The sequence below is a fragment of the Metabacillus hrfriensis genome (assembly GCF_030127205.1).
Taxonomy (GTDB): Bacteria; Bacillota; Bacilli; order Bacillales; family Bacillaceae; genus Bacillus_P; species Bacillus_P dongyingensis.
This window is the reverse complement of record NZ_CP126116.1, coordinates 473,689-493,570: the sequence shown is the minus strand read 5'-3', so window position 1 is coordinate 493,570 and position 19,882 is coordinate 473,689. Positions and strand designations below refer to the sequence as shown.

Annotated in this window: 28 protein-coding genes; all 28 read right to left on the bottom strand. The window is 39.4% G+C overall.

All coding sequences use genetic code 11. The features are described 5' to 3' along the window. Window positions 1–83 precede the first annotated feature (83 nt). Window positions 84–1,133, bottom strand: a complete 1,050-nt coding sequence (locus QLQ22_RS02590) for a toxic anion resistance protein (RefSeq protein ID WP_284015955.1) — start codon at window positions 1,131–1,133, stop codon at window positions 84–86. Beyond that, window positions 1,130–1,786, bottom strand: a complete 657-nt coding sequence (locus QLQ22_RS02585) for a 5-bromo-4-chloroindolyl phosphate hydrolysis family protein (protein WP_223439408.1) — start codon at window positions 1,784–1,786, stop codon at window positions 1,130–1,132. The genes QLQ22_RS02590 and QLQ22_RS02585 overlap by 4 nt, the downstream gene beginning before the upstream one ends. A 294-nt stretch (window positions 1,787–2,080) precedes the next feature. Next, window positions 2,081–2,494: a gas vesicle accessory protein GvpU gene (gene gvpU / locus QLQ22_RS02580; RefSeq protein ID WP_284015954.1), complete on the bottom strand. Its 414-nt coding sequence runs from the start codon at window positions 2,492–2,494 to the stop codon at window positions 2,081–2,083. Window positions 2,495–2,522: 28 nt separating this feature from the next. After that, window positions 2,523–3,356 (bottom strand): GvpT/GvpP family gas vesicle accessory protein, encoded by an 834-nt coding sequence (gene gvpT, locus QLQ22_RS02575; protein WP_284015953.1) that lies wholly within the window; start codon window positions 3,354–3,356, stop codon window positions 2,523–2,525. A 14-nt stretch (window positions 3,357–3,370) separates the two neighbouring features. After that, window positions 3,371–3,703 carry a gas vesicle protein gene (locus tag QLQ22_RS02570; RefSeq protein ID WP_223439402.1) on the bottom strand — a complete coding sequence of 111 codons (333 nt, stop codon included), beginning with the start codon at window positions 3,701–3,703 and terminating at the stop codon, window positions 3,371–3,373. Between the two features lie 29 nt (window positions 3,704–3,732). Next, entirely contained in the window at window positions 3,733–4,017 is a 285-nt protein-coding gene (locus QLQ22_RS02565) for a gas vesicle protein K (protein WP_223439400.1), read from the bottom strand. Next, complete coding sequence (locus tag QLQ22_RS02560; protein ID WP_101568588.1) at window positions 3,989–4,258, bottom strand: gas vesicle protein; 270 nt, start codon at window positions 4,256–4,258, stop codon at window positions 3,989–3,991. Before QLQ22_RS02560 ends, QLQ22_RS02565 begins: the two co-directional genes overlap by 29 nt. Before the next feature lie 19 nt (window positions 4,259–4,277). After that, complete coding sequence (locus tag QLQ22_RS02555) at window positions 4,278–5,087, bottom strand: GvpL/GvpF family gas vesicle protein (protein ID WP_284015952.1); 810 nt, start codon at window positions 5,085–5,087, stop codon at window positions 4,278–4,280. A gap of 4 nt (window positions 5,088–5,091) precedes the next feature. Continuing rightward, on the bottom strand, window positions 5,092–5,355 hold the full coding sequence (locus QLQ22_RS02550; protein WP_101568586.1) for a gas vesicle protein GvpG: 264 nt from the start codon (window positions 5,353–5,355) through the stop codon (window positions 5,092–5,094). 1 nt (window position 5,356) lies between these two features. After that, window positions 5,357–6,121 carry a GvpL/GvpF family gas vesicle protein gene (locus tag QLQ22_RS02545; protein WP_223439396.1) on the bottom strand — a complete coding sequence of 255 codons (765 nt, stop codon included), beginning with the start codon at window positions 6,119–6,121 and terminating at the stop codon, window positions 5,357–5,359. A gap of 14 nt (window positions 6,122–6,135) precedes the next feature. Then, a complete protein-coding gene (gene gvpN / locus QLQ22_RS02540) occupies window positions 6,136–7,059 on the bottom strand; it encodes a gas vesicle protein GvpN (protein ID WP_223439395.1) in 924 nt (307 codons plus the stop codon). A 28-nt stretch (window positions 7,060–7,087) separates the two neighbouring features. After that, window positions 7,088–7,351: a gas vesicle protein GvpO gene (gene gvpO, locus QLQ22_RS02535; RefSeq protein ID WP_223439393.1), complete on the bottom strand. Its 264-nt coding sequence runs from the start codon at window positions 7,349–7,351 to the stop codon at window positions 7,088–7,090. 83 nt (window positions 7,352–7,434) lie between these two features. Next, the gene (gvpJ, locus tag QLQ22_RS02530) at window positions 7,435–7,695 is read right to left on the bottom strand and encodes a gas vesicle protein GvpJ (RefSeq protein WP_070879559.1); all 261 of its coding nucleotides are present in this window, start codon (window positions 7,693–7,695) and stop codon (window positions 7,435–7,437) included. 20 nt (window positions 7,696–7,715) lie between these two features. After that, window positions 7,716–8,183: a gas vesicle protein GvpQ gene (gvpQ, locus tag QLQ22_RS02525; RefSeq protein ID WP_223439391.1), complete on the bottom strand. Its 468-nt coding sequence runs from the start codon at window positions 8,181–8,183 to the stop codon at window positions 7,716–7,718. A 26-nt stretch (window positions 8,184–8,209) separates the two neighbouring features. Beyond that, window positions 8,210–8,695 carry a GvpT/GvpP family gas vesicle accessory protein gene (gvpT, locus tag QLQ22_RS02520; protein ID WP_223439389.1) on the bottom strand — a complete coding sequence of 162 codons (486 nt, stop codon included), beginning with the start codon at window positions 8,693–8,695 and terminating at the stop codon, window positions 8,210–8,212. A 40-nt stretch (window positions 8,696–8,735) separates the two neighbouring features. Further along, the gene (gvpJ, locus tag QLQ22_RS02515) at window positions 8,736–9,005 is read right to left on the bottom strand and encodes a gas vesicle protein GvpJ (RefSeq protein WP_223439387.1); all 270 of its coding nucleotides are present in this window, start codon (window positions 9,003–9,005) and stop codon (window positions 8,736–8,738) included. A gap of 408 nt (window positions 9,006–9,413) precedes the next feature. Then, window positions 9,414–9,944: a DUF5381 family protein gene (locus QLQ22_RS02510; protein WP_284015951.1), complete on the bottom strand. Its 531-nt coding sequence runs from the start codon at window positions 9,942–9,944 to the stop codon at window positions 9,414–9,416. A 38-nt stretch (window positions 9,945–9,982) separates the two neighbouring features. Next, window positions 9,983–10,534: a DUF5381 family protein gene (locus tag QLQ22_RS02505; RefSeq protein WP_284015950.1), complete on the bottom strand. Its 552-nt coding sequence runs from the start codon at window positions 10,532–10,534 to the stop codon at window positions 9,983–9,985. A 155-nt stretch (window positions 10,535–10,689) separates the two neighbouring features. Then, window positions 10,690–11,247: a DUF5381 family protein gene (locus QLQ22_RS02500; protein ID WP_223439349.1), complete on the bottom strand. Its 558-nt coding sequence runs from the start codon at window positions 11,245–11,247 to the stop codon at window positions 10,690–10,692. Window positions 11,248–11,261: 14 nt separating this feature from the next. Further along, window positions 11,262–12,050 carry a hypothetical protein gene (locus QLQ22_RS02495; RefSeq protein ID WP_252207979.1) on the bottom strand — a complete coding sequence of 263 codons (789 nt, stop codon included), beginning with the start codon at window positions 12,048–12,050 and terminating at the stop codon, window positions 11,262–11,264. A 28-nt stretch (window positions 12,051–12,078) separates the two neighbouring features. Continuing rightward, a complete protein-coding gene (locus QLQ22_RS02490; protein ID WP_284015949.1) occupies window positions 12,079–13,323 on the bottom strand; it encodes a glycine zipper domain-containing protein in 1,245 nt (414 codons plus the stop codon). A 40-nt stretch (window positions 13,324–13,363) separates the two neighbouring features. Beyond that, window positions 13,364–13,513 (bottom strand): hypothetical protein, encoded by a 150-nt coding sequence (locus QLQ22_RS02485; RefSeq protein WP_223439330.1) that lies wholly within the window; start codon window positions 13,511–13,513, stop codon window positions 13,364–13,366. 221 nt (window positions 13,514–13,734) lie between these two features. Further along, a complete protein-coding gene (locus tag QLQ22_RS02480; protein ID WP_223439322.1) occupies window positions 13,735–13,884 on the bottom strand; it encodes a hypothetical protein in 150 nt (49 codons plus the stop codon). Between the two features lie 18 nt (window positions 13,885–13,902). Continuing rightward, window positions 13,903–14,223 carry a WXG100 family type VII secretion target gene (locus QLQ22_RS02475; protein WP_223439313.1) on the bottom strand — a complete coding sequence of 107 codons (321 nt, stop codon included), beginning with the start codon at window positions 14,221–14,223 and terminating at the stop codon, window positions 13,903–13,905. Between the two features lie 341 nt (window positions 14,224–14,564). After that, a complete protein-coding gene (locus QLQ22_RS02470; RefSeq protein ID WP_284015948.1) occupies window positions 14,565–15,650 on the bottom strand; it encodes a DUF4030 domain-containing protein in 1,086 nt (361 codons plus the stop codon). Further along, window positions 15,640–16,218 carry an RNA polymerase sigma factor gene (locus tag QLQ22_RS02465; RefSeq protein ID WP_284015947.1) on the bottom strand — a complete coding sequence of 193 codons (579 nt, stop codon included), beginning with the start codon at window positions 16,216–16,218 and terminating at the stop codon, window positions 15,640–15,642. Before QLQ22_RS02465 ends, QLQ22_RS02470 begins: the two co-directional genes overlap by 11 nt. 1,217 nt (window positions 16,219–17,435) lie before the next feature. Next, the gene (locus tag QLQ22_RS02460; protein ID WP_286676722.1) at window positions 17,436–18,704 is read right to left on the bottom strand and encodes a glutamate-5-semialdehyde dehydrogenase; all 1,269 of its coding nucleotides are present in this window, start codon (window positions 18,702–18,704) and stop codon (window positions 17,436–17,438) included. Window positions 18,705–18,723: 19 nt separating this feature from the next. Further along, the gene (gene proB, locus QLQ22_RS02455; protein WP_223439307.1) at window positions 18,724–19,839 is read right to left on the bottom strand and encodes a glutamate 5-kinase; all 1,116 of its coding nucleotides are present in this window, start codon (window positions 19,837–19,839) and stop codon (window positions 18,724–18,726) included. Window positions 19,840–19,882: the final 43 nt, after the last annotated feature.

The following is a 19,882-nucleotide window of genomic DNA, read 5'->3' as shown; positions in this document are numbered from 1 at the left end:
TTTTTTTGTTTATCCTTAAATTCTTCAATTGTAAATGGGCTAGAATGCAAAAACAGAACGACTTCAGAAATCGTTCTGTTTTCTCAAGCATTCAGTTTCCGCTTAAGCTCTCCTTCTCTTACAGACAGTTCAGCTCCAGCATCCTCACGCTTTCGCTTCCCATCAAAATGGATTTCCAATGTTTCTTGAATGGAGGCCTGTAAATTTCCTTGTATCTCTTTTAGTGTCTCTATCTCAAATCGTCCTCTTTCAGTTCCTGTTATAAAATTGAACTGTTTTTGATAAAGATCACTTGCAGATGCTGAAATATTCCTTCCTGCGGCTGCTGTATGACTCTGACGAATTAATGCCAAAGCAATGGTCACTTGGTTTTTCCAAAGTGGAATAACGGTCATTAAAGAGGAATGAATTTTTTCGGCCATTTTGTGGTTTGACTTTTGAATCATGCGGATTTGAGGTGCACTTTGTATCGTCATTTCTCTGCTGATTTTCAAGTCATACAATCTCTGGTCCAATTGATCAGCAAATTGAAGAAGATCCTCGACTTCCTGCTGCTTCATTGGATCATTCGAACCAAGACTCGCTTTTTTCAAAGCAGGAATTGTTTTATTGTGGAGTTCTTCGAGCTTCATTTCTCCTGCTGCAATGTACACATTCAATGAGTGAAAATAGTCTTTGTTATTTTCATAGAGCCTGTCGAGCATCACATTATCTGATAAAAGCATATTTTTGCTGCGCTCAAGCTTTACACTGATTCTGTCGATCTGTGCCCCTGTTTTATGAAACCGGGAGAGAACCTCTTGAATGGATTTCTTTCGTTTTCCAAACAGACGCGCTAAAAAAGAGGTTTCTTCCTGCTGTAAATCCTCAGGATGAACCTCATTCAGGTTTTTCATGAATTCGTCAAGGATTTCACCAACCTGCCCGATATCCTTTCGCTGTACCTGCTCAAGCATCACATTTGAGAAAGCGAGCAGCTTGGATTGCGCCGGCAGTCCGAATGATACCAATAGAGCATGGTTTTTCGGATTAATTTGTTCGGCCAGCTTGTGTGCCCTGACTTTTTCTTCTTCAGATAGGACATCGATAAGCCGTGACGTGTTTACTTGCTGAAATAAATCGATCTCGTTCATTTAAATTTCCGGCTTTCATCGAGATGTTTCGTATCTTTATTTGTTTTAATGGAATGCTTTGCTACATCAATTTCAAGATTTAGCTCATCGACATCGTCCTGCACCACCAAGTACAAATCCTGTTCAATCAGACGCGTCAGTTCGTTTAATGTTTTTCTCGTCTCATTTAATGATTTCTCAAGCTCCCAATTCCTCTTTGGCTGAGAGGATAAAAAGACGTATTTCTCAGTGAGAAGCACAGCAGAATCCAAATGAGAAAAGAAAAACTTCTCGGCTTTGTAAAAACGCCTCGGCTCTCTTATCGTCAGGCTGTAAATTCTGCGGGCGACACGCACAAGCTCAATTCTCTCCTTTAAAGAAGGAAGATGACGGATAGTTAAAAGCGTCTTCTGCAGGCGTGCCATCTTAGGCTTCGCTTCGTCCAGCTGTTTTTTAATGTATTTATAATCTTTGCGGGTAAGAGAATTTTTCTTTAAAAATCTGGAGTTCATACTCACAGAAGCAATCGAATATGCAGACGCTCCCCCAGCAATAGAATATGCGGCTGCCGCTAAAAAAGGCTGGTCAAAACCGATAAAACTAACAGTCCCAACTGTCCCTGCAGCCGGTATTGCGGCCATCATCCGGACACTGAATGCCATAAACGGATTCATTATTAATCGACTCCTTACATAAAGTCTCTATTTTAATACGTATGTATATAGTGAAGGGTTTCAGTCCTGGTGGAATAAAAATGGAAAATAGTCCTTTCTCATTAATATACAGCATCGCCGCCGATTTTTCTATTGGTCGGCAATAGTAGGAGATGTAGGACTTGAGACGTAGAGAGGTGCGCAGATTACTTTCTGATCAAGAGCTCAAATTTTGTGCGTCTGTCAATTAAGCAGGGTTTTCTCCAGCCAAAAAAAAACAGCCGGGAAACTCTGGTCCCGGCTTTGCCTCTAACTCTATTCTGTTTTTTTGCTTGCTGGTCTGGCATCTGAGATTTTCCCCAGGAAAAATCCATTAATTTCACTTAACTTGCCTCTCCAAAGGATTTGTCCTTTAGAAGGGGTGGATTTGCTGTCGCCGATATACACTTTTGTATTTTTCAAGTGGATGAAATGGGCTTCAGCATCTCCGTTTGATTCAACGGATTCGCTTGCACGTGATAATTGTTCACTTAATTTTTGGGCGACTTCACTTCCGTCTTCAAACGTTTCACTTAGGGCATCAAAGTATTCCTTAGCAGAAACAATTGTGCCGGAAATGACTGCCCCGTTAACGTTTAACGTGATGTCTAATGCAAAGTCATGTTTATTTGAAGCATGTACAAAGAATTCAAGTACACTGTCTTTTGATGAGGCTGCTGCTGTACTCATCTCCATCTCTCCTCCTTTTTAGTCTCAGTTAAGATGATGTATCATCGTCGCTGCTTAGAGAAGTATCTTCTGATTCTTCTTCCTCTTTTTCATCCTTAGCTTTTTCATCTTTAGCTTTTGATGATTTTGAAGTCTTTGGTTTTCTTCCGCGTGTTGATTTTTTCGGCTTTTTGTCTTCATCTTTGCCATCGTACATCATTTCTTCTTCTTCTTCGTCCTCTTCTATCTCATCATCATCATCTTCGTCTTCTTCTGAGTCATCAGATTCCGCTTTTGATTTGCTTGTTTTTTTCTTGCTTGGTGTTTCTTCTTCTTCCTCATCGTCTTCTTCATCATCTTCTTCTGAATTGCTTTGGCCGCTTAATTGGTTCATTTTTTCCTCAAGCTGCTGAAGACGTTCTTGAAGAGTCTGGTTTTCCTGCTTTAATGCCTCGAATTCTTCATTTGAATTTGAAGATGCAGTTTCTTCTTCTGATGAATTGTTCACTGAATCTTCTTGATCAGAATCATCTGACTGATTTTTATCTTTTTTAAATAGATTAGTAGCTGATGATTTTAAGCTTGAAGCACCTTGGAATGATTTTTCTTTAGCTGCTTTTCCAAAGTCCGCAGCTTTGCTTTTTATTTCATCTGTATCAATGCGGGCAAGAAGCTTCTTCCCGTTTTCAGGTGTTGCCAGATAGCCTACTGTAGCGCCAAGTATACTGCCTGCGACAGTGCGTTTAATTGGCGCGCTTCTTCTTGATGATTTTTCCTGAGTAGATTGCTCTTTGTTCGAGTTCTCTTTATTTGAGTTCGCGGCTTTCGTATTTTCCTTTTGATTTTCCACCTGTGAGTTGTCTAATTTTGTTTGTTCTGCCATTGTAAATCCCTCCATTATTTTAGTTGGTTAGCTGTATTTAAACGATTTGAGCCAAGCTGATTTTCAAGCAGCTCTAATCGTTCATTCAATTTCCTGTTTTCTTCTTCCAGAGCCTTTGTATTGTTATTCTCCGCTTTGGAGCTTAGATAAGGATCATTCTCCCACCAGTCCATGCCGATTTCTTTTGCTTTATCAACAGAAGCGACTATGAGGCGGATTTTAATTGTCAGCAGTTCGACATCCGCAATTCCGACGGTAATATCGCCTGCGATGACGACCCCTTTATCCAAAATCTTTTCAAGTACATCTACAATTGAGCTCGATTGCCCAGTAGTTTGGACTGCCATTTCATGTCCCTCCAAGTGGCCGCGTTAGGTTATAACAAGCTGCCTAAAGGACCGAGATCTATATTCAAATCTTCAGCGTCAAGGCCAAAGACTTCTTTCAATTCTTCCATTTTTTCTTCCAGGTTCATCAAGGCTACACCAAGATTTTCAATTTGCTCGTCCGTCAGCGTTCCACCCTCCACCCGCCTCATCGCATGACGTTCGACAATTTGCCTGAGAAGCTCAACGACGGTCAGGACTAGCTGCGCAAGTCCGTGTTCGGCATTGTCAGGATCAAGCTGAATCCTACCATTTGTTCGGCTGGCCTGTTGCATCGACTAACTCCTCCCTCTGTTTATCGAATTGATCAGATGTGACGGGCTTTCGGTTGCCTGCTTTTGATTGGACAAGCGTTTCAACTGAAGCAATCAAAACCCTTAGATCCAAATACACTAGATCTACACCTGCAATCGAAATGATTAAATCACCTTTGATGGCCACACCCTTGTCGAGAATGACATCTAAAATATCAATAAGTGCTATATCCTTGTTTTCAACTGATTCTCTAAGAGACATCTGTCAGATCCCTCACTTTTTATGAAAAACTGGAGAAATGGTACGCCGGCCATGGGCCTGTAGCTTCGAATCTCCAGCCAGTGCCGCCAAGTTCCTGTTCAAACTGCTTCATTTCTTCCAAGAAGCTTTCCACTTTCGGAATCGGAAGAAGAAACACACTGTTCCAGGCCATATTTTCTTTTAGACCTGTGACATCTTTGCTCCAATTTTTCTTAATAGCTGCATGAAGCGAATGCTCCTTCAGCTTCTCATGCACGTGTTCACAAACTCGATTCTTCTCATTTTCAAGCTCATCCTCGATCATCTTATCAATCTTTTTCTTTTCAAAAAATTGTCTTCCGCGAGGCAGCTCGCTTATTTCCTGTTTCTTCGCTTCGATTGCTGAATTGTTTTCACTTACCTGCTTTTTCAGTTCATTATCGTCAGAATAGATTTTCACATTCCATTCTTCGTTTCCATAAAGCATGGAAAGAGTCTCTTCAATCCTCGTTTCACTAGATTGAATGGTTTGCTTCAGACTATCTTCATTCTTATAAATCGTGCAAAATTTAAGCGGAATGATTGTGAAGCTCTTATAAAGGGCAGCAACCGTTTCATGATGATGGAACGCTTTTTCCTGCAGCCAGTCCATATCACTGTCGATCTTGTCTTTAATGGCTTCTTCTGAATAATGATCAGAATCCAGTTTGCAAACAACTGCTGTGACATTGTTGATCGGAATGGTGTATAGCTTGCGTTCACCATCAAAGCCTGTAAAAGATGGAAACGATTGATGTGCTGCCGCTTCTTTAGTTGGTATCAATCCATATAAATAAATCAAGTCGCCCATCTGCTTATCCCTCGTTTCTTGGTTTCGTCAGCTTATCCCACTCTTCCATTTCCCTGCGCTTGGCAATTTCATATCTTGTCAAAAGCTCATCTTCTTTTTCTTGAAAAGCTTTCTCAGGAATCTCGCCGAGCTCAAACATCATTTGGAGCTGAATGAGCTTTTGCTGAATAGTAGGAAGGTCATATAACTCTTTTTCTGCTTCTTCCTGTACCTTTTGTCCGATTTTAACTACAAGATTCATTGGTGCGGTAACCAATTTATGAAGCATATCAGCTTTCCTCTACTTTTAACCTGATGTTCACAAAGTTGTATGCAGGCCATGGACCGCTGTAGTTAAAATCGACTTTATCTTTCCATTTTTCATGTGCATCATTAACCTTTTGATCAAAAAGCTCCTCAGAATCACGGTCAATTAAAAATGCGGCATTTAAAAGCATTGTTTCTCCAGTCGGTTCATTTGCTTTTGCGGCTTCAGCTGCTTCCTCAAGCGGTGTGAATACCTCGGCTTTCACTTCGTTTTGAAGATCAGCAAACAGTTTCTGGGCAATGCCTCCAAGCTGAATGCGTTCATAATAGCCTGCCGCTTCAGACTTGCCTTTCACAGAAGCTGACATTTTTCCGACCTCTGGATGCTCATTTACTTTTGCTTCAAGCCATTCTTTTTTGCCGATGACTTTTAACCCGACTTCAATCTTCCCTTTAATCGCCGGGAAGAGCTTTTCAAACTGAGGATACAGATTTTCCAGAAGGACTTTTACATCTTCTTTGGACTTAAAAACATTCCCGAAACTGATCGGAATGACTGTATCATTTTTGCTCATAATTGCGGCAACAGCGTGCTGATGCATCATCAAATTTTGACGATTCGGATTATAGATTTTCATTGGCACCTCAGCTGCAACCATCGCTGCATCTTTGTAGCGAATCGTAAAGGTTTCCCTCTCTTCGCCTTCAATCTCTACTGTCCCAAATTCCTCATCTTCCGTCGTTTGAATTCCGCTGAAAATATATATACCCATTTCTTGTTCACTCATTATCCAACACTCCTCTAATCCAAGACGTCCATTTTGCTGCATTCATCAATTATTAACTGCTCTGCATCTGCTTTTGCGTGATCCGAATCAAGACACCGGCTGATGGGATGACATAAAATATCAATGCATAAGCGCTGAAAATCCGGATCCGCGCCATCTATTGGAATATCCTGTTCTGCTGCAAGCTTCGCTATCATAATCGAAGCTCTCAAACTAGGACCATTATTTTTATCGTTTGAGCAAGCATCCCTCAAATTCGTAACGAGAGTGGTAATAGCTCTTGCTTCGTTTTCTTCTGCATCTGTTTTTTCGGCTACGATCCTCGTCTCGCGTTCAACATCTTTATAATCAATGAACATCGTGATCAAGCGATCAAGCAAGGCATCTTGAGTATCATAAACTCCTGCATATTCAGCAGGATTACTGGTGAATATGACTGCGAAATCGGGATGCACCCGGACAAATGGTTCTGTTAACTTAGAGCCATATAACGGCAGAACACCCTCTTCTAAAATCGATAGAAAAATATTATTGGTAGTAGGGCGTGACCTGGTGAACTCATCGTAAATTAACGTATATCCGTTTTTAACTGCTTCAAGGAGCCGGCCATCTTTCCACATTTCACTGACACTTTCATCTTTTTTATAAACAGATCTGACATACTGATCAACGACCTTTTTACTCGTATACCCTGTAAAATCTCCAATTAAATCTTTATTGTTTAATTCGTGATTTCCGTGCATAAGCATGACCGGCCGTTTTCTTTTTTTGGCAAGAGCAAGCGCAAGGGAGGTTTTTCCTGCACCTGAGGGGCCTGTAAAATGAACTGAATATCCGGCTTTCAAGTATTGCAGTGAACGCTTGAGAATATCCTTCGTCTCATCGTCCTGTATCAATGCTCTTGCATCTTTCTTTACCTTTTCTTTTAAGACCGTCATCTTTCCTTGCCTCCTGCCCGCTCATCCCTTACTGTTCCATACCGATTGCGCTTCGGTACCGAATGTCCAGCCGTTTAAACGAAATCACTTCTTCGTCTTTATTTAACTGACAATCATAGGTTCCGAGCATTTCATCTTTTGCGTATTTCTTCATATATTCTTTTTCTTCAATCACTTCAACCGTCACTCTCCAGCCCTCTTCCATCGCTTCAACAGAAGTGATTTTGTGCGGCGGTGCTACATGTTCGTTGAAAAAGTCGTTTACGTTTTTCAAAATATCTTTTATAGCCATAGTGTCGCCTCCGATTGTTCCTTCAGCCGTTTTAAGCTAAGAAGCAGGAGCCATCTTGTGAATGGCTCCAAGCCTTAATCATCTTAAATACTAAACTGTGAACTTCTTTCATTCGATTGTGCAGGGAGACCTTTTTCTTCTACTTCATCCCGAAGCAGGCCAACAGCCTCTGCATATCGCAACCATGTATCAACACTCGCAATTACGACACGTGCTTCGATCGTTAAGATTTCAATTCCGACTACTGACACCCTTGCAAATGCGTCAATTACGATCCCTTTATCCAAAATCCGGTCAATAACCTCTGCTAAACTTGAACTGTTGTTGCTTTTTTGAATCGACATTTCTGTATTCTCCTCTCAGGTTAAGATCCAATTGATTTTATATCTGTAGAAGATTTAATATCATTGGAACTTTTGATCTTCGTAGAGCTTTTTAGATCTGTGGAGCTTTTAATTTGATTAACGCCTTTGATGCCTTTATAGCCTTTTACTTTTTTCTTATCATCTTTAGAAGAGATTTTTTCTTGAAAATCTTCTCCTGCTTCTTTCACATTTCCAAGCTTATCTCTGACAGACAGCAGAATATCCTGAACCTTTTCTTTCGCTTCTTCAGCTTTGCCGTGAACTTTATCCGCGTTCTCGTCTTTTGCATGGCCAAGCTTTTCGGCAGCTGCATTTACTTTTTCCTGCAGCTTTTCTTCTGTCTTCTCGACGAATTTTTCCTTCGCCTTTTCTTTGATCTTATCCTCAACCTTTTCTTTAATAGGTTCAGGCGTATTTTCAATGATTTTTTTTCCAGCTTTTAAAGCAGCTTTTTTCATTTTATCCATCTAATCACCCCTTCAGGGCAGATCAATTATTTCTTTGCTTCAATGAGCTGATTCAGCATTTCTTCAATGCGCTGAAGCTGGTCATTCATGTTTTTGTTTTCCTCTTTCAGCTCATCATATTGAGAAGAGTCTAATTCCTTATCCTCACTTTTCTCATTTTCTGAAGAAGATTCTTTCTTTTTCTTCGGAGCAAGCAGGCTGCTTAAGTTTCCTTTATCAAGGTAGCCTGTTGCTGTCTGTCTGAGCGCAGCCATTGCCTGCTCAGTAATGATTTCCTGTGCCGTTCTTCTTAATTCCTTGCCGGCCACTCTTACCACTTCTGATTGCCCAAGACTGTTAAACACCTTTTTACTTGTCTCAGGACTTGACAGCAATCCGATACCCGCTCCAACAACTCCGCCTAAAATGGCGTAATTTAAGGAATTGTGCTGCTTCTCTTCTTGATTCTGTTCTTCTTGCTGATTTGATTCTTCCTGATTTTCCATTTTTTCTTTCTTATCTTTGCCCGCCATGATTTATCCCCATTTCTTCTTATTAATAATGATTCATATATTAAATGTTAAAAGCTGATTGTGAGCTTCGTTCATTCTTTTGACGATTTGCAAGACCTTCCTCCTGCACCTCATCACGCAGCAGCCCGACAGCCTCTGCATATCGCAGCCACGTATCGACGCTTGCAATTACAACCCTTGCTTCAATCGTTAAAATCTCAATTCCTACAAGCGATACCCTGGCAAATGCATCAATTACAATTCCTTTGTCAAGAATCCGGTCAATAACTTCCGCTAAACTCGAACTATCCGCACTTTTTTGAATACTCATCTCTCTTTTAGCTCCCTTCATTGACGATGTAAATTTGGGCAAGCCCTAATCGCTTTGTTATTTGGGATATACCTTTTAAAACTTGGCTTAAAACATAGGTTGGAAAATAGATGAAATCCCTTACCATGATTTTCTATTAATTCCGCTTCAGATTTGGAAAACGTAATTATAAAATGCTTTAATGGAGGGAGTTTCTGAAGATCTCAAAGAGAATTAAGACAAGAATGTCAATTTTGTTACAAGATGATTACAAAGTGATCTGAAAGGGATTTTTTCTCGTTATGGGGATGAAAAATCCCCGTATTCGGTCGGAATACGGGGATTGGGGGTTTATTGATTTTATTTAACCAATTCTATGTTTTTAATACTCTGAACTAGTCCAGTATTTATTAGGAGTTTGGAAAATGATTAGCTCTTCAAATCAAATTTCCTCTCATACTTTACTTCCTCATATAACTTATCAAGGTTTACTTTGCGGTCCCATACCGCCTTCGCCTCACTAGTCATATGCGGAAATATATATTTATCTACAATTACAACATAATCGACTTCATCGATAAGATCATAAGTCGGGATCTTATGAACTTTTTGATCAGAAGTTTCAATTACCATGCTATTAACCAAGTTGAGAGGGTTACGCATTAGGTTGATTTGTCGAATATGGTGAAATGGGACGTTGCCTTTTTTGGTAACTAAATAGCCATTTTCACCTTGGACGAGCGAAATAAGCACTTTACCAGGAATGAGTCCTGGAAAAAAACAGAAAAACAAGTAGAGGAAGATTGGAAAGAATAGAAAGCCGCCAACAAACCCAAACCCTTCTGAGATTGCATAACTTGACCCACATAGCCCTCCTAAAATAAAAACTGCCAAAACTCCGTAGTAAAACTTGTTTCCTTTAATATATAGTTTTGAGTTCTTTGATATTGCATTAAGCATTTGTTCCCTCCAAAAATAATCGCTGGACTCATATAAAATTAGATGTCTGTCTTTCTCTCATATTTTGCATGTTGATATAACTCACTTTGATTCACTTGACGGTCCCAGACTGCCTTTGCATCTTCTCTCATGTTTGGATAAACATATTTATCTACCAGAACAGCAAAGTCGGTATCATCGATTAAATTATAAGTACATATTTTTGTGATTTTTCCATCAATTGACTCAATGATAATGTCATTTATTAAGTTCACTGGATTTCTGACAAATGCTAAATTAAGAATTTCATTGAAGAGAATTTTTCTTTTTTTAGTAATTACTGAACCATTCACTCCTTCTTTAAGAATGAACAGTATTTTCCCTGGAATAAAACCTGGAAGAGACCATAATGTTAAGTAGAGAAAAACCGGTAAAAATACAAATCCACCACTAATGTAAATCAGCGAGTACTTTGACTCAAATTTGAACCCATTCAGGATCAAAAATACACTGGCAGCCAAAGCGCCAAATGTCGCAAGAAGCATCCATCCGTACATAAACTTAGAGCCTTTCACTTTGATTAATTGATTTTCCTTCTTTAAGTTTAGCAACGACTTCTCCCCCTCTTTACTGTAATAGCTTGTATGCCTGACACCATATGTGTTTCCAATTTTGTTCACATTATTTAATAATTAGATTCCTTGAGTTTGATTTAGTATATATTAAAAGCAGCCAGGTATATTCCTGACCGCTTCATTGAATAAATTTATTCCACATTATGATTTTTTCTCTCATAATTCATACTTTTAAGGAACTGATCATCTGTGATTTTTCTATTCCAAACTATTTTTGCTTCATCTGTCATATGCGGAAAGATATGTTCATCCACAACATCGTAAAAGTTTACCTCATGAAGTAAATTATATGTTTTGAACTTAACTGTCCTATTATCATATGTCTTTACGAAAACCTCATTAAAGAAATTTAAAGGGTTTCTCTTTAAATCAATATTCCTGATATTCTTGAACTGAACAGTATTTTTCTTAGAGACAATGCTGCCATTTTCTCCTTGATGTATTCTAAATAAAACCTTCCCTGGAACAAATCCCGGAAATGCCCAAAGTGCTTCGTAAATAAAAAAAGGAGATAAAATTAGGCCGCCTCCCAAATATATTAAGGAATAATCCGATTCAAACTTCAATCCGTAGGTGATTAAAATATAACAAGCTATTAAACCTCCAAAAACAAAAAGTCCCATCCATATATACATTAATAATGGACCTCTTACTTTTATTATGCTGTTATCTCCAGGTGTATTGGACAAGTTTTTCAGCTCCTTTAAAGGGTTATAACTTTATTTTTAAAAATAAATTGACCTAACGTATTTTCATTGCATTTTTCAAAGTTGTATTCATCAGTTTGATTTCTTGTTACTAACCATGATTGAGCTTTACCTGGAATCACAAAACATACGTCTAATAGATCAGGGGTATTTTCCTCGTCGTACTCCATATAGAGCAAGCTATCCATCCTTGCTTTTCTATAGATTAAATCATTTATTAATTCTTTAATCATTTCATTTCCAGTAAAACCTTCCATAAAAGACTGAGAAGGTAATCCTTGGCTAACTGTTTCTAAAAGTTCCTCAAACTCTGTCCTCTTCATCGAGAAAAGAACTTCATTATGAGCTATTGTTAAATCTTTAAAACTGAAAAACTCTTTAACTAATTCCATTGTGTCTTCTTTGCTGGAAATCTTACTAATTTGATGAATCTGATTATCATATAAAAGTTTATGAAGATAAACTTCATCCCCACTCATATGAACTGAAATAGTTTCTTCATTTTTTAAGTCTGTACTGAACTTAGATGCTTTGACAGTTCTTTCTGCATGATTCATTATTTTTATAAAGCCAATATAATCTTCCTTAACTTTATATCGATTATTTACTTCTGTCACCAAATCTTTTGCTAAAAGTGAACGAGATGCAAATTCTAACAAAATTTTAAGTTCTTCATCCTTCATTTCAGGAAAATACATTTCTTTGATTGACATTCCTTGTTCAAAAAAACCCTCACTATAAAATGAGAAAATTAATTCTTCAATACTTAACTTGATCGTTTCCATAATTCCTCCTTATGAGAATGAGAATTTTTTACCAAGAAATTTTTTTACCAATAAAACTTTTGGCTCCGTCAATCAGCGAATCTGCCGTATCTTTTGCCTTAGATAGTCCTTCACCTATATCCTTAACTTTTCCAATAGGATCAACAATAGCTTCTTTTATTTGTTCGTTAGCTGCATCTTTTACTTTATTAAATCCTTCAACTGCTTTTCCAGCTTGTTCAAAACCGCCTCTGACTAAATCTAAAGTACCTTGAATTGGTGTTTCAAGAGCAATCGCTGCTTTCTCAGCAAAACCTGCCGTGAATTTCCCGACTTGTTCTCCAACTAATCCGCCAACAAAGGAGCCTGCTGCAGCTCCTACCACTGTTCCCACTGGACCTATAGCACTTCCAATCGCTCCGCCAATTACAGCACCGCCTATTGATCCTGCAGAAATTGCAACTGTATTATTAACAGCTTTACCTACCGCTTTAGCATTTTCCCGTTTAAGAACATCAGGCATGTCTCCATACTTAGCATAATTCTCAGATATCTTAAGCCCCATTCCAACAGTTTCCATAGCACCTGTTACAACTAATGCACTAGCAGCATTGGTTTTACCAAATTTCAATGCATTCTTCCCAAGATCTTTCCACATGGTCGATGTTACATTATTTTTAATCATTCCACCCCATACTCCCCTTGTGCTTGAGGTAAAGTCCACAACATCACCAGGCAAATATTTTGAATACTTTTTATGTACAAGATCTGCAAATGGAGTATCTTTATATTTTCCTGAAAGAAAGGTCCAGCTGACTAATCCTTTAGCAGCTCTTTTATACTTTGAGCCATCTACAACTTCTGAAAATTTACTGAGTGCACTCATATGACGGAATGAATAGATCTCATCTGCATTTTTAGCAAATTGAGTGAAACCCAAACCATAATAAGCAAGCTGTCTGGATACCAAACCACCCATTGCAACCATTGTGCCGTATTTTTCATGCATATTAAAAAGTCGCCCAAGCAGGTCATCTCTTTCAGCAAACTTGTTGGCAGTCATTCTGACATCCTGTTCCAACTCACTTAATCTATTTGCTAGAGCTTGACCTGTTCCCCATGAATCACCGATAGAATAAAAGCAATGACTGTACTCCGGGGGAGCACTCAAAATCAAATTTGCAAGTTCAATATGCAGACGCTTAGATTCTTCTTCGATGTCATTTAATTTAAAAACGAATTGGTTGGCGAGTTCATCTAGTCTATTCGGATCGACGGATATTTTACCACTCATTAGTTTTTTCGACCTCATTTCTTGAGCAAAGATTTTAGTTTTAAATCATATTGATAAATTGGTACCCCAAGATACCGACTTGCAAAGGAATAATAAAAAAATCTATACATCCTGGCAACATACAGCCGCCCCTTGCAGCATCATCAGCTTCTTCTTTACTTCTTTTCTTATTCTTATCATAATTGCTCATTCTGCACCTCAGCATTTTTTCTATTATCCTAAATTAAAACATTATTAAATAAGTTATTGGAAATAATTTCCCTGATATTCCTATTTGTAAAGGAAGTAAGAATATATCAAGACAGCTAGGGAAGTATCCTTCGTCACCCGGTATATCTCTCTTCTTTTTCTTACGATTATAATTTGGATCATGATCATATAGAGGATTCATTTTATCACACAACAGAAAACTTATATGATATATATCTGAATCAATTGATAAGCAACGATGCCGACTTGAATCGGAATGATAAAAAAGTCGACGCATCCCGGCACGCAGCCGTCATTCATTCCCTGTCTTTCGTCCACTTTCTTTTTCTTTTTGCCTGAACGATGATTCATGCTGCACCCCTAACTGTTCTACTGCACATCTAATTTTTTCAGGCGGAGAATTCTCTCAAGTCTCTCTAATTCTTCTTGTCTTTCAATCTCTTCCCGCACTCTGTCAACGGAGTCGGCGGCGGCTTCGAGTTCGCGGCTGATGTCGTAGAGGTTGTCTGAGTGTCTCTGGAACAGAATCTGGGCTTCGTCCATGGCGGAATCAAATTTGCTGCGGCTTTTACCGCTCCATGTAGCTGCATTATTGTTTATGTCTTGAAGCAATTTTGCTTCCTGGTCTTTAACGGAATCTGATGCTTCCTGAAATACCCTTGCAAGTGCTCTGACGTGTTCAGAATTCATTATTTTCACCTCACCAATTCTTACATTTTTCTATGTATATCCTTCAAATTTCTACAAAATCATCCCGTTTTACACATATAAGAAAATATTACTAGATTCAATTTCCAATTTCCATAAGTCTCCAGTAACATTTTCTAAGACCGAATGTTCAGACTTTTGAGCGAGGAAAGTAATGCTTTTGAATAGACTATTGTTCAAATTAGGAAATCATTAGGACTTTGTGATGATAGGATTAAAGAAAAATATCCCAATTATCTAATACCACCTGCCCATAAAAAGATAAACCTTTTTTATAACATTTTCCAGAAAAACAAAAGCCTGGAATTCTCCAGGCTTCTTCCTCAATCATTCAGTTGTTTACCTTCCTTGCTGTTTACGATGATTTTATAGTCATCTCCTATAATAGAATTCTTTACTTTTTCAGAAGTTAAATAAACGTCAATTGTTTTTTCAATAGCATCCGCAAGTTCCTTGGCATCATCGTCCTTAATAGAAACGTTTGTCGTGATATAAATGGCGAAATAATCATATTTATTCGTGTAGCCGATCCCTTTTACTTTATATTCAGCTTTGGCAGTCAGGCCGTCTGCAATGGTGTTAAAGATCGGCATCCATCTGTCTTCACGCTCTTTTTTGGCTCTGTTGAATGTACGCACTTTAACTGAATAGTCACCAAACTGTTTCTCTTTAATACGATCGGAGACAGCTTTTTTGATTTCTTCTATTCGCGGTTCATCCTTTGGCAGATTAAATTCAATCACGCCCTCTTGAATGCCAAAGCCCGTCTGTGTATATCCGTATTCTGCCAGGATTTCCAGCACATCCTCACTTATTTTGTGCTGCTCTCTCACTTGATCTAAGTCAGCTTCTGATGGTTCTTCCACTGGTTCTGATTTAGAGATGTCGATGGTATAAGCATTATCGTTTCTTTTCATTAAAATTCTTTGAATCAGTTCTTCCACATCCTGCTTCACATCATCATAATATTCATCGGTGCCGACGATTCTTACGCTGATCTCCCTCGGCTGCACCCCAACCCCCAAGCCGTCCCATTTGTACCCTTTATCTTCCAGCGCTTTTTGCAGTTCTTCCATAAGCGGCTGTTTTTCTGTTTCAAATAAAAGATTTAAAATCGGAATTTTTGCAGCGACCTGCGCTACACTAGGCAACGCAAAGGCAGTGCCAATGAAAAGCATGATGACAGCAGCTAAAGAGAGCACAGCAAGAACCGGTTTTTTCTTAAAGAAGCTGTTCTTTTTAAGGTCTGCCTGAAAAGCACGCCATTCCAAGTCCATCTGACCTTCCGCCTCTATCCTGATTTGTCCTTCCGAATACCGTTCCGGAAGTTTTCCTATGAAAGTTTCGATTGAGCCTGGCACCTGCCACTCACTGAAATCCTTGATGTTTTTTTCCCTTTTAGAGCCCATTTGCTTTAACCCCCTCAGTGTACCTGTTTGAGTCTTTCAGAACGCGGGCGAGCATTTGTTTTCCCCGTTTCATTCTTGTTTTCACAGTGTTCATATTTTCTCCCAGAACAAGCGAAATTTCTTTAATGCTCATCTCTTCATAATAATGAAGATAGATTGGGAGGCTTTGTTCTTTTTTCAGCTCCAGGATACAAGACAGCATTTCCTGTTTGTTCTCCTTCTGGATGATGATCTGCTGGGCTGAATTAAAGCCGCCATTCCCTTCCTGCTGATGGTAATCATCCAGTTCCGTTACCCCATGCCTATTGTTTTTTCTGTATAAATCAATTGATTTTGAATAGACAACCCGGTAAAACCAAGGTTTAAAATGAGTCATATCACTGTTTTTCATGATGCTGATATACGCACCTTCCAAAGCATTCTGAAGGGCATCCTCCGCATGCTCTTTTGACCGGATAATCAAGAAGGCGGTTTGATAGGCTGAAGACAGCAGATCTTTGACTAAATGACCAAATGCATCCTTGTCCCCTTCTCTGATTCTCTTTATAAGCTCATCCTCTTTCTTCAATTGGGAGGCCCCCCTTTTGGTTTGTACATAATATATAACGAAATGGAAGGTTCAATCGGTTTCACTTTTTCTTCCCCAAAAAACATTATGGTATTAAAAAAGTGAGCTGCGCAGGCACCTCACTTTTACTTTTATTGAATAAAGCCATCTGCAATCCGGACCGCTTTTTATACTGTCAAAACCGGAAAATCTTGGACAAAGGTAACCATAGAGGCGGTTTGAGTACTCATATCCGGAAATTTCTTATACAAAAGTAACCATAGAGACGGTTTGAGTACTCAAAATCGGAAAAATACTAAACAAAGGTAATCATAGAAGCGGTTTGAGTACTCAAAATCGTGAAAATGCTAAACAAAGGTAACCATAGAGGTGGTATGAGTACTCAAATCCGGAAAAATCCTAAACAAAGGTAACCATAGAAGCTTTATGAGTACCAAAAACCGTGAAAATGCTAAACAAAGGTAACCATAAAGGCGGTATGAGTACCCAAATCCGGTAAATTCTTAAACAAAGGTAACCATAAAGGCGGTTTGAGTACTCAAATCCGGAAAATTCTTAAAAAAAGGTAACCATAGAGGCGGTTTGAGTACTCAAATCCGGAAAAATCCTAAACAAAGATAACCATAGAAGCTGGATGAGTACCCAAAATCGTGAAAATGCTAAATAAAAGTAACCATAGAGGCAGGATGAGTACACAAATCCGGAAAATTCTTATACAAAGGTAATCATAGAAGCTTTATGAGTACTCAAAACCGTGAAAATGCTAAACAAAGGTAACCATAGAAGCTTTATGAGTACCCAAAACCGTGAAAATGCTAAACAAAGGTAACCATAGGGACGGTATGAGTACTCAAATCCGGGAAAATCTTAAACAAAGATAATCATAGCGGCGGTTTGAGTACTCAAATCCGGAAATTTCTTAGACAATGGTAACCATAGAGGCGGTATGAGTACTCAAATCCGGAAATTTCTTAGACAATGGTAACCATAAAGGCGGTATGAGTACTCAAATCCATAAATTTCTTAGACAAAGGTAATCATAGAGGCGGTTGTATGACTGCTCAAAATCCCGGTGGAGACCTGTTTGATACATCATCTTCATAAATACACTTTTACAGCAAAACTCCCCGCCGTTTTAAGTCTCTTATAAAGTAAAAAAGATAAAAACGCCCAACTAATAATCGGGCGTTTTCTGCTATTAATGCTATTTTAATAACTTACCTCACTTGTCCATTCCCTGTCATCATATATTTTATCGTTGTCAGCGCCGGCAGCCCCATTGGTCCGCGTGCATGGAGCTTCTGGGTCGAGATGCCGATTTCTGCTCCAAAGCCGAGCGCGCGGCCATCTGTAAATCGCGTTGACGCATTATGATAAAGGGCTGCGGCATCAACTAAGTGCATGAACCGCTTAGCTGACTCAGCGTTTTCTGTGATGATCGCTTCAGAATGCTTCGTGCCGTACTGATCAATATGATCAATGGCTTCATCCAGGCTGTTCACTGTTTTAATCGCAAGATCCAGGCTTAGATATTCATTGGCCCAGTCTTCTTCATTTGCAGGTATGACATTTGGAAGAGTATCTGCTGCTTCTTTGTCACCATGAATGGTAATGCCGTTCTTCTTAATAGTATCTGCAAGCACTTCTTTATTCCCATGCAGCCAGTCTTTATGAACGATCAGTGTTTCTGCTGCATTGCATACGGCCGGACGGTCTGTTTTCGCATTAATGAGGATGTTCAGTGCCTTTTCCGTGTCAGCTTCTTTATCAAAATAAATATGGCAGTTCCCTACACCTGTCTCTAAAACAGGTACTGTGGCATTTTCAACAACCGCTTTGATTAATGAAGCGCCGCCTCTTGGAATCAAAACATCAATATGCTCCTTCATAGTGAAGAGCTTCTGTGTTGCCGCACGGTCAGTTGAAGCGATAAACTGAACAGCTTCTTTCGGGATCTTCGTTTTTTCTAGTGCTCGATGCATCACTTCAACTATCTTTTGGTTGGACGATAAAGCCGAAGATCCGCCTTTCAGCAAAATCGCATTGCCGGACTTTAAGGCAAGTCCTGCCGCATCTGCCGTTACATTTGGGCGTGCCTCATAAATCATGCCGATGACGCCGAGTGGAACTCGTACTTCTTCTACCTTAAGGCCGTTTTCAAGCGTCCAATCAGATAAGACATCCCCCGTTGGATCTGGAAGATCAGCTACTTGGCGCAGACCTTCTGCAAAATCGGCAATACGCTCCTGAGTGAGAGCCAGTCGATCCATATATGCTTCATCAAAGCCCTTTTCTCTGCCTTTTTCCAGGTCTTCTTTATTCGCATCCAAAATGACTTGGTATTCGTTTTCTAACTCATTTGCAGCAATTCGAAGTCCTTGATTTTTTTCATCTGTTGTTAACATGTTTAATGCTTTCTGTGCTTTTTTTGCTGTGATTGCCTGTTCTTCCACCGTCATTGGTTTAAGAGCTGCAATACTCATCAAAACGCCTCCAGTTCATTTTTTAACTTGGTACCTTTATTGAAAAATCGAGAGAGCAGACAAATGTCTCCTGATCAATCACTGCCGTTGTTCCGTACTTCGTTTTATCCATTAATTTTTCAGTTGAAAAATTGATTCTGCCAAGACCAAATTCTTCTCCGTCTTCATCAAGGATTGTGACGACCGCACCATCGTTAAAGCGTCCGTTCACTTCCTGTATATCGATCGGATAAATGTTTCGCTGTTTATCGATCATGGCTGTTTTCGCTTCATTAGTAATCATAATCTTGCCTTCAGGACCTGAATGGAACGCAATCCATTGCTTTTTCTTATCAAGGTTGAAAGCATTCGGCTTCGGTTTAAAATACGTGCCTTTCGCTGTGCCGTTTACAGCATGCATTAAGATATCTCTTGTACTTGATTTTCCTAAGAAGGATTGAATGCCTGATGCCATCGCAATTTTGAAGGCTGCAATTTTAGACTTCATGCCGCCTGTTCCGACTGCGCTGCCTGAACCGCCCGCTGCTGCTTCGATTTCAGGGGTAATGGCATCCACTTTCTCAAGAAGTTTAGCATTCGGAATACTGTTTGGATTACCATTATAAAGCCCATCAATATCCGATAAAATAATCAGCATATCTGCGCCGATTAATGCTGCAACCTTAGCAGAGAGCGTATCATTATCGCCAAACTTTAACCGGTCTACTGTTACCGTATCATTTTCATTTACGATCGGAATAATGCCGCGTTCCAGCAGCACATTCATCGTATTTTTCATATTGCCATAGCGTGTTTCATCGGAAAAATCGCTTCTAGTAATTAAAAGCTGTGAAGCGACGTAGCCGTGAGATAAAAAGAGTTCTGAGTAAGATTCCATTAACAGACCCTGTCCGATGGAAGCTGCGGCCTGCTTCTCAGGCAGCGATGACGGCCGCTGAATGCATCCTAGCTTACGGTAGCCCGCTGCAACAGCTCCTGATGAAACTACAACTGCTTCGTAGCCGGCATCCTTAAGCTCTACTATCTGATCTGCAAGCTTCTCAAGCTTTCTGCGGCTTATCTCACCGTGCATGCTTGTCAGCGAGCTGCTTCCGATCTTAATAACAACTCTTTTTATCTGCTTCTCTTTTTTCAACATCCTATCCCTCCTGATTTTTTCTGTCTAGCCTTGCAATTCATAT

Coding starts and splice junctions, on each gene's coding strand:
- QLQ22_RS02490 (WP_284015949.1), bottom strand. CDS start 13,323: ATGAGTGGTAAAATATCCGTCGATCCGAATAGACTAGATGAACTCGCC.
- QLQ22_RS02570 (WP_223439402.1), bottom strand. CDS start 3,703: ATGGCAGTCCAAACTACTGGGCAATCGAGCTCAATTGTAGATGTACTT.
- QLQ22_RS02510 (WP_284015951.1), bottom strand. CDS start 9,944: ATGCTTAATGCAATATCAAAGAACTCAAAACTATATATTAAAGGAAAC.
- QLQ22_RS02495 (WP_252207979.1), bottom strand. CDS start 12,050: ATGGAAACGATCAAGTTAAGTATTGAAGAATTAATTTTCTCATTTTAT.
- QLQ22_RS02480 (WP_223439322.1), bottom strand. CDS start 13,884: ATGAATCATCGTTCAGGCAAAAAGAAAAAGAAAGTGGACGAAAGACAG.
- proB (WP_223439307.1), bottom strand. CDS start 19,839: ATGTTGAAAAAAGAGAAGCAGATAAAAAGAGTTGTTATTAAGATCGGA.
- gvpU (WP_284015954.1), bottom strand. CDS start 2,494: ATGAGTACAGCAGCAGCCTCATCAAAAGACAGTGTACTTGAATTCTTT.
- QLQ22_RS02475 (WP_223439313.1), bottom strand. CDS start 14,223: ATGAATTCTGAACACGTCAGAGCACTTGCAAGGGTATTTCAGGAAGCA.
- QLQ22_RS02585 (WP_223439408.1), bottom strand. CDS start 1,786: ATGAATCCGTTTATGGCATTCAGTGTCCGGATGATGGCCGCAATACCG.
- QLQ22_RS02560 (WP_101568588.1), bottom strand. CDS start 4,258: ATGTCTCTTAGAGAATCAGTTGAAAACAAGGATATAGCACTTATTGAT.
- gvpT (WP_223439389.1), bottom strand. CDS start 8,695: ATGGCGGGCAAAGATAAGAAAGAAAAAATGGAAAATCAGGAAGAATCA.
- gvpJ (WP_223439387.1), bottom strand. CDS start 9,005: ATGAGTATTCAAAAAAGTGCGGATAGTTCGAGTTTAGCGGAAGTTATT.
- gvpT (WP_284015953.1), bottom strand. CDS start 3,356: ATGGCAGAACAAACAAAATTAGACAACTCACAGGTGGAAAATCAAAAG.
- QLQ22_RS02555 (WP_284015952.1), bottom strand. CDS start 5,087: ATGGGCGACTTGATTTATTTATATGGATTGATACCAACTAAAGAAGCG.
- QLQ22_RS02485 (WP_223439330.1), bottom strand. CDS start 13,513: ATGAGCAATTATGATAAGAATAAGAAAAGAAGTAAAGAAGAAGCTGAT.
- gvpN (WP_223439395.1), bottom strand. CDS start 7,059: ATGACGGTCTTAAAAGAAAAGGTAAAGAAAGATGCAAGAGCATTGATA.
- QLQ22_RS02565 (WP_223439400.1), bottom strand. CDS start 4,017: ATGCAACAGGCCAGCCGAACAAATGGTAGGATTCAGCTTGATCCTGAC.
- QLQ22_RS02545 (WP_223439396.1), bottom strand. CDS start 6,121: ATGAGTGAACAAGAAATGGGTATATATATTTTCAGCGGAATTCAAACG.
- gvpQ (WP_223439391.1), bottom strand. CDS start 8,183: ATGGATAAAATGAAAAAAGCTGCTTTAAAAGCTGGAAAAAAAATCATT.
- QLQ22_RS02470 (WP_284015948.1), bottom strand. CDS start 15,650: ATGGGCTCTAAAAGGGAAAAAAACATCAAGGATTTCAGTGAGTGGCAG.
- gvpJ (WP_070879559.1), bottom strand. CDS start 7,695: ATGTCGATTCAAAAAAGCAACAACAGTTCAAGTTTAGCAGAGGTTATT.
- gvpO (WP_223439393.1), bottom strand. CDS start 7,351: ATGGCTATAAAAGATATTTTGAAAAACGTAAACGACTTTTTCAACGAA.
- QLQ22_RS02550 (WP_101568586.1), bottom strand. CDS start 5,355: ATGCTTCATAAATTGGTTACCGCACCAATGAATCTTGTAGTTAAAATC.
- QLQ22_RS02590 (WP_284015955.1), bottom strand. CDS start 1,133: ATGAACGAGATCGATTTATTTCAGCAAGTAAACACGTCACGGCTTATC.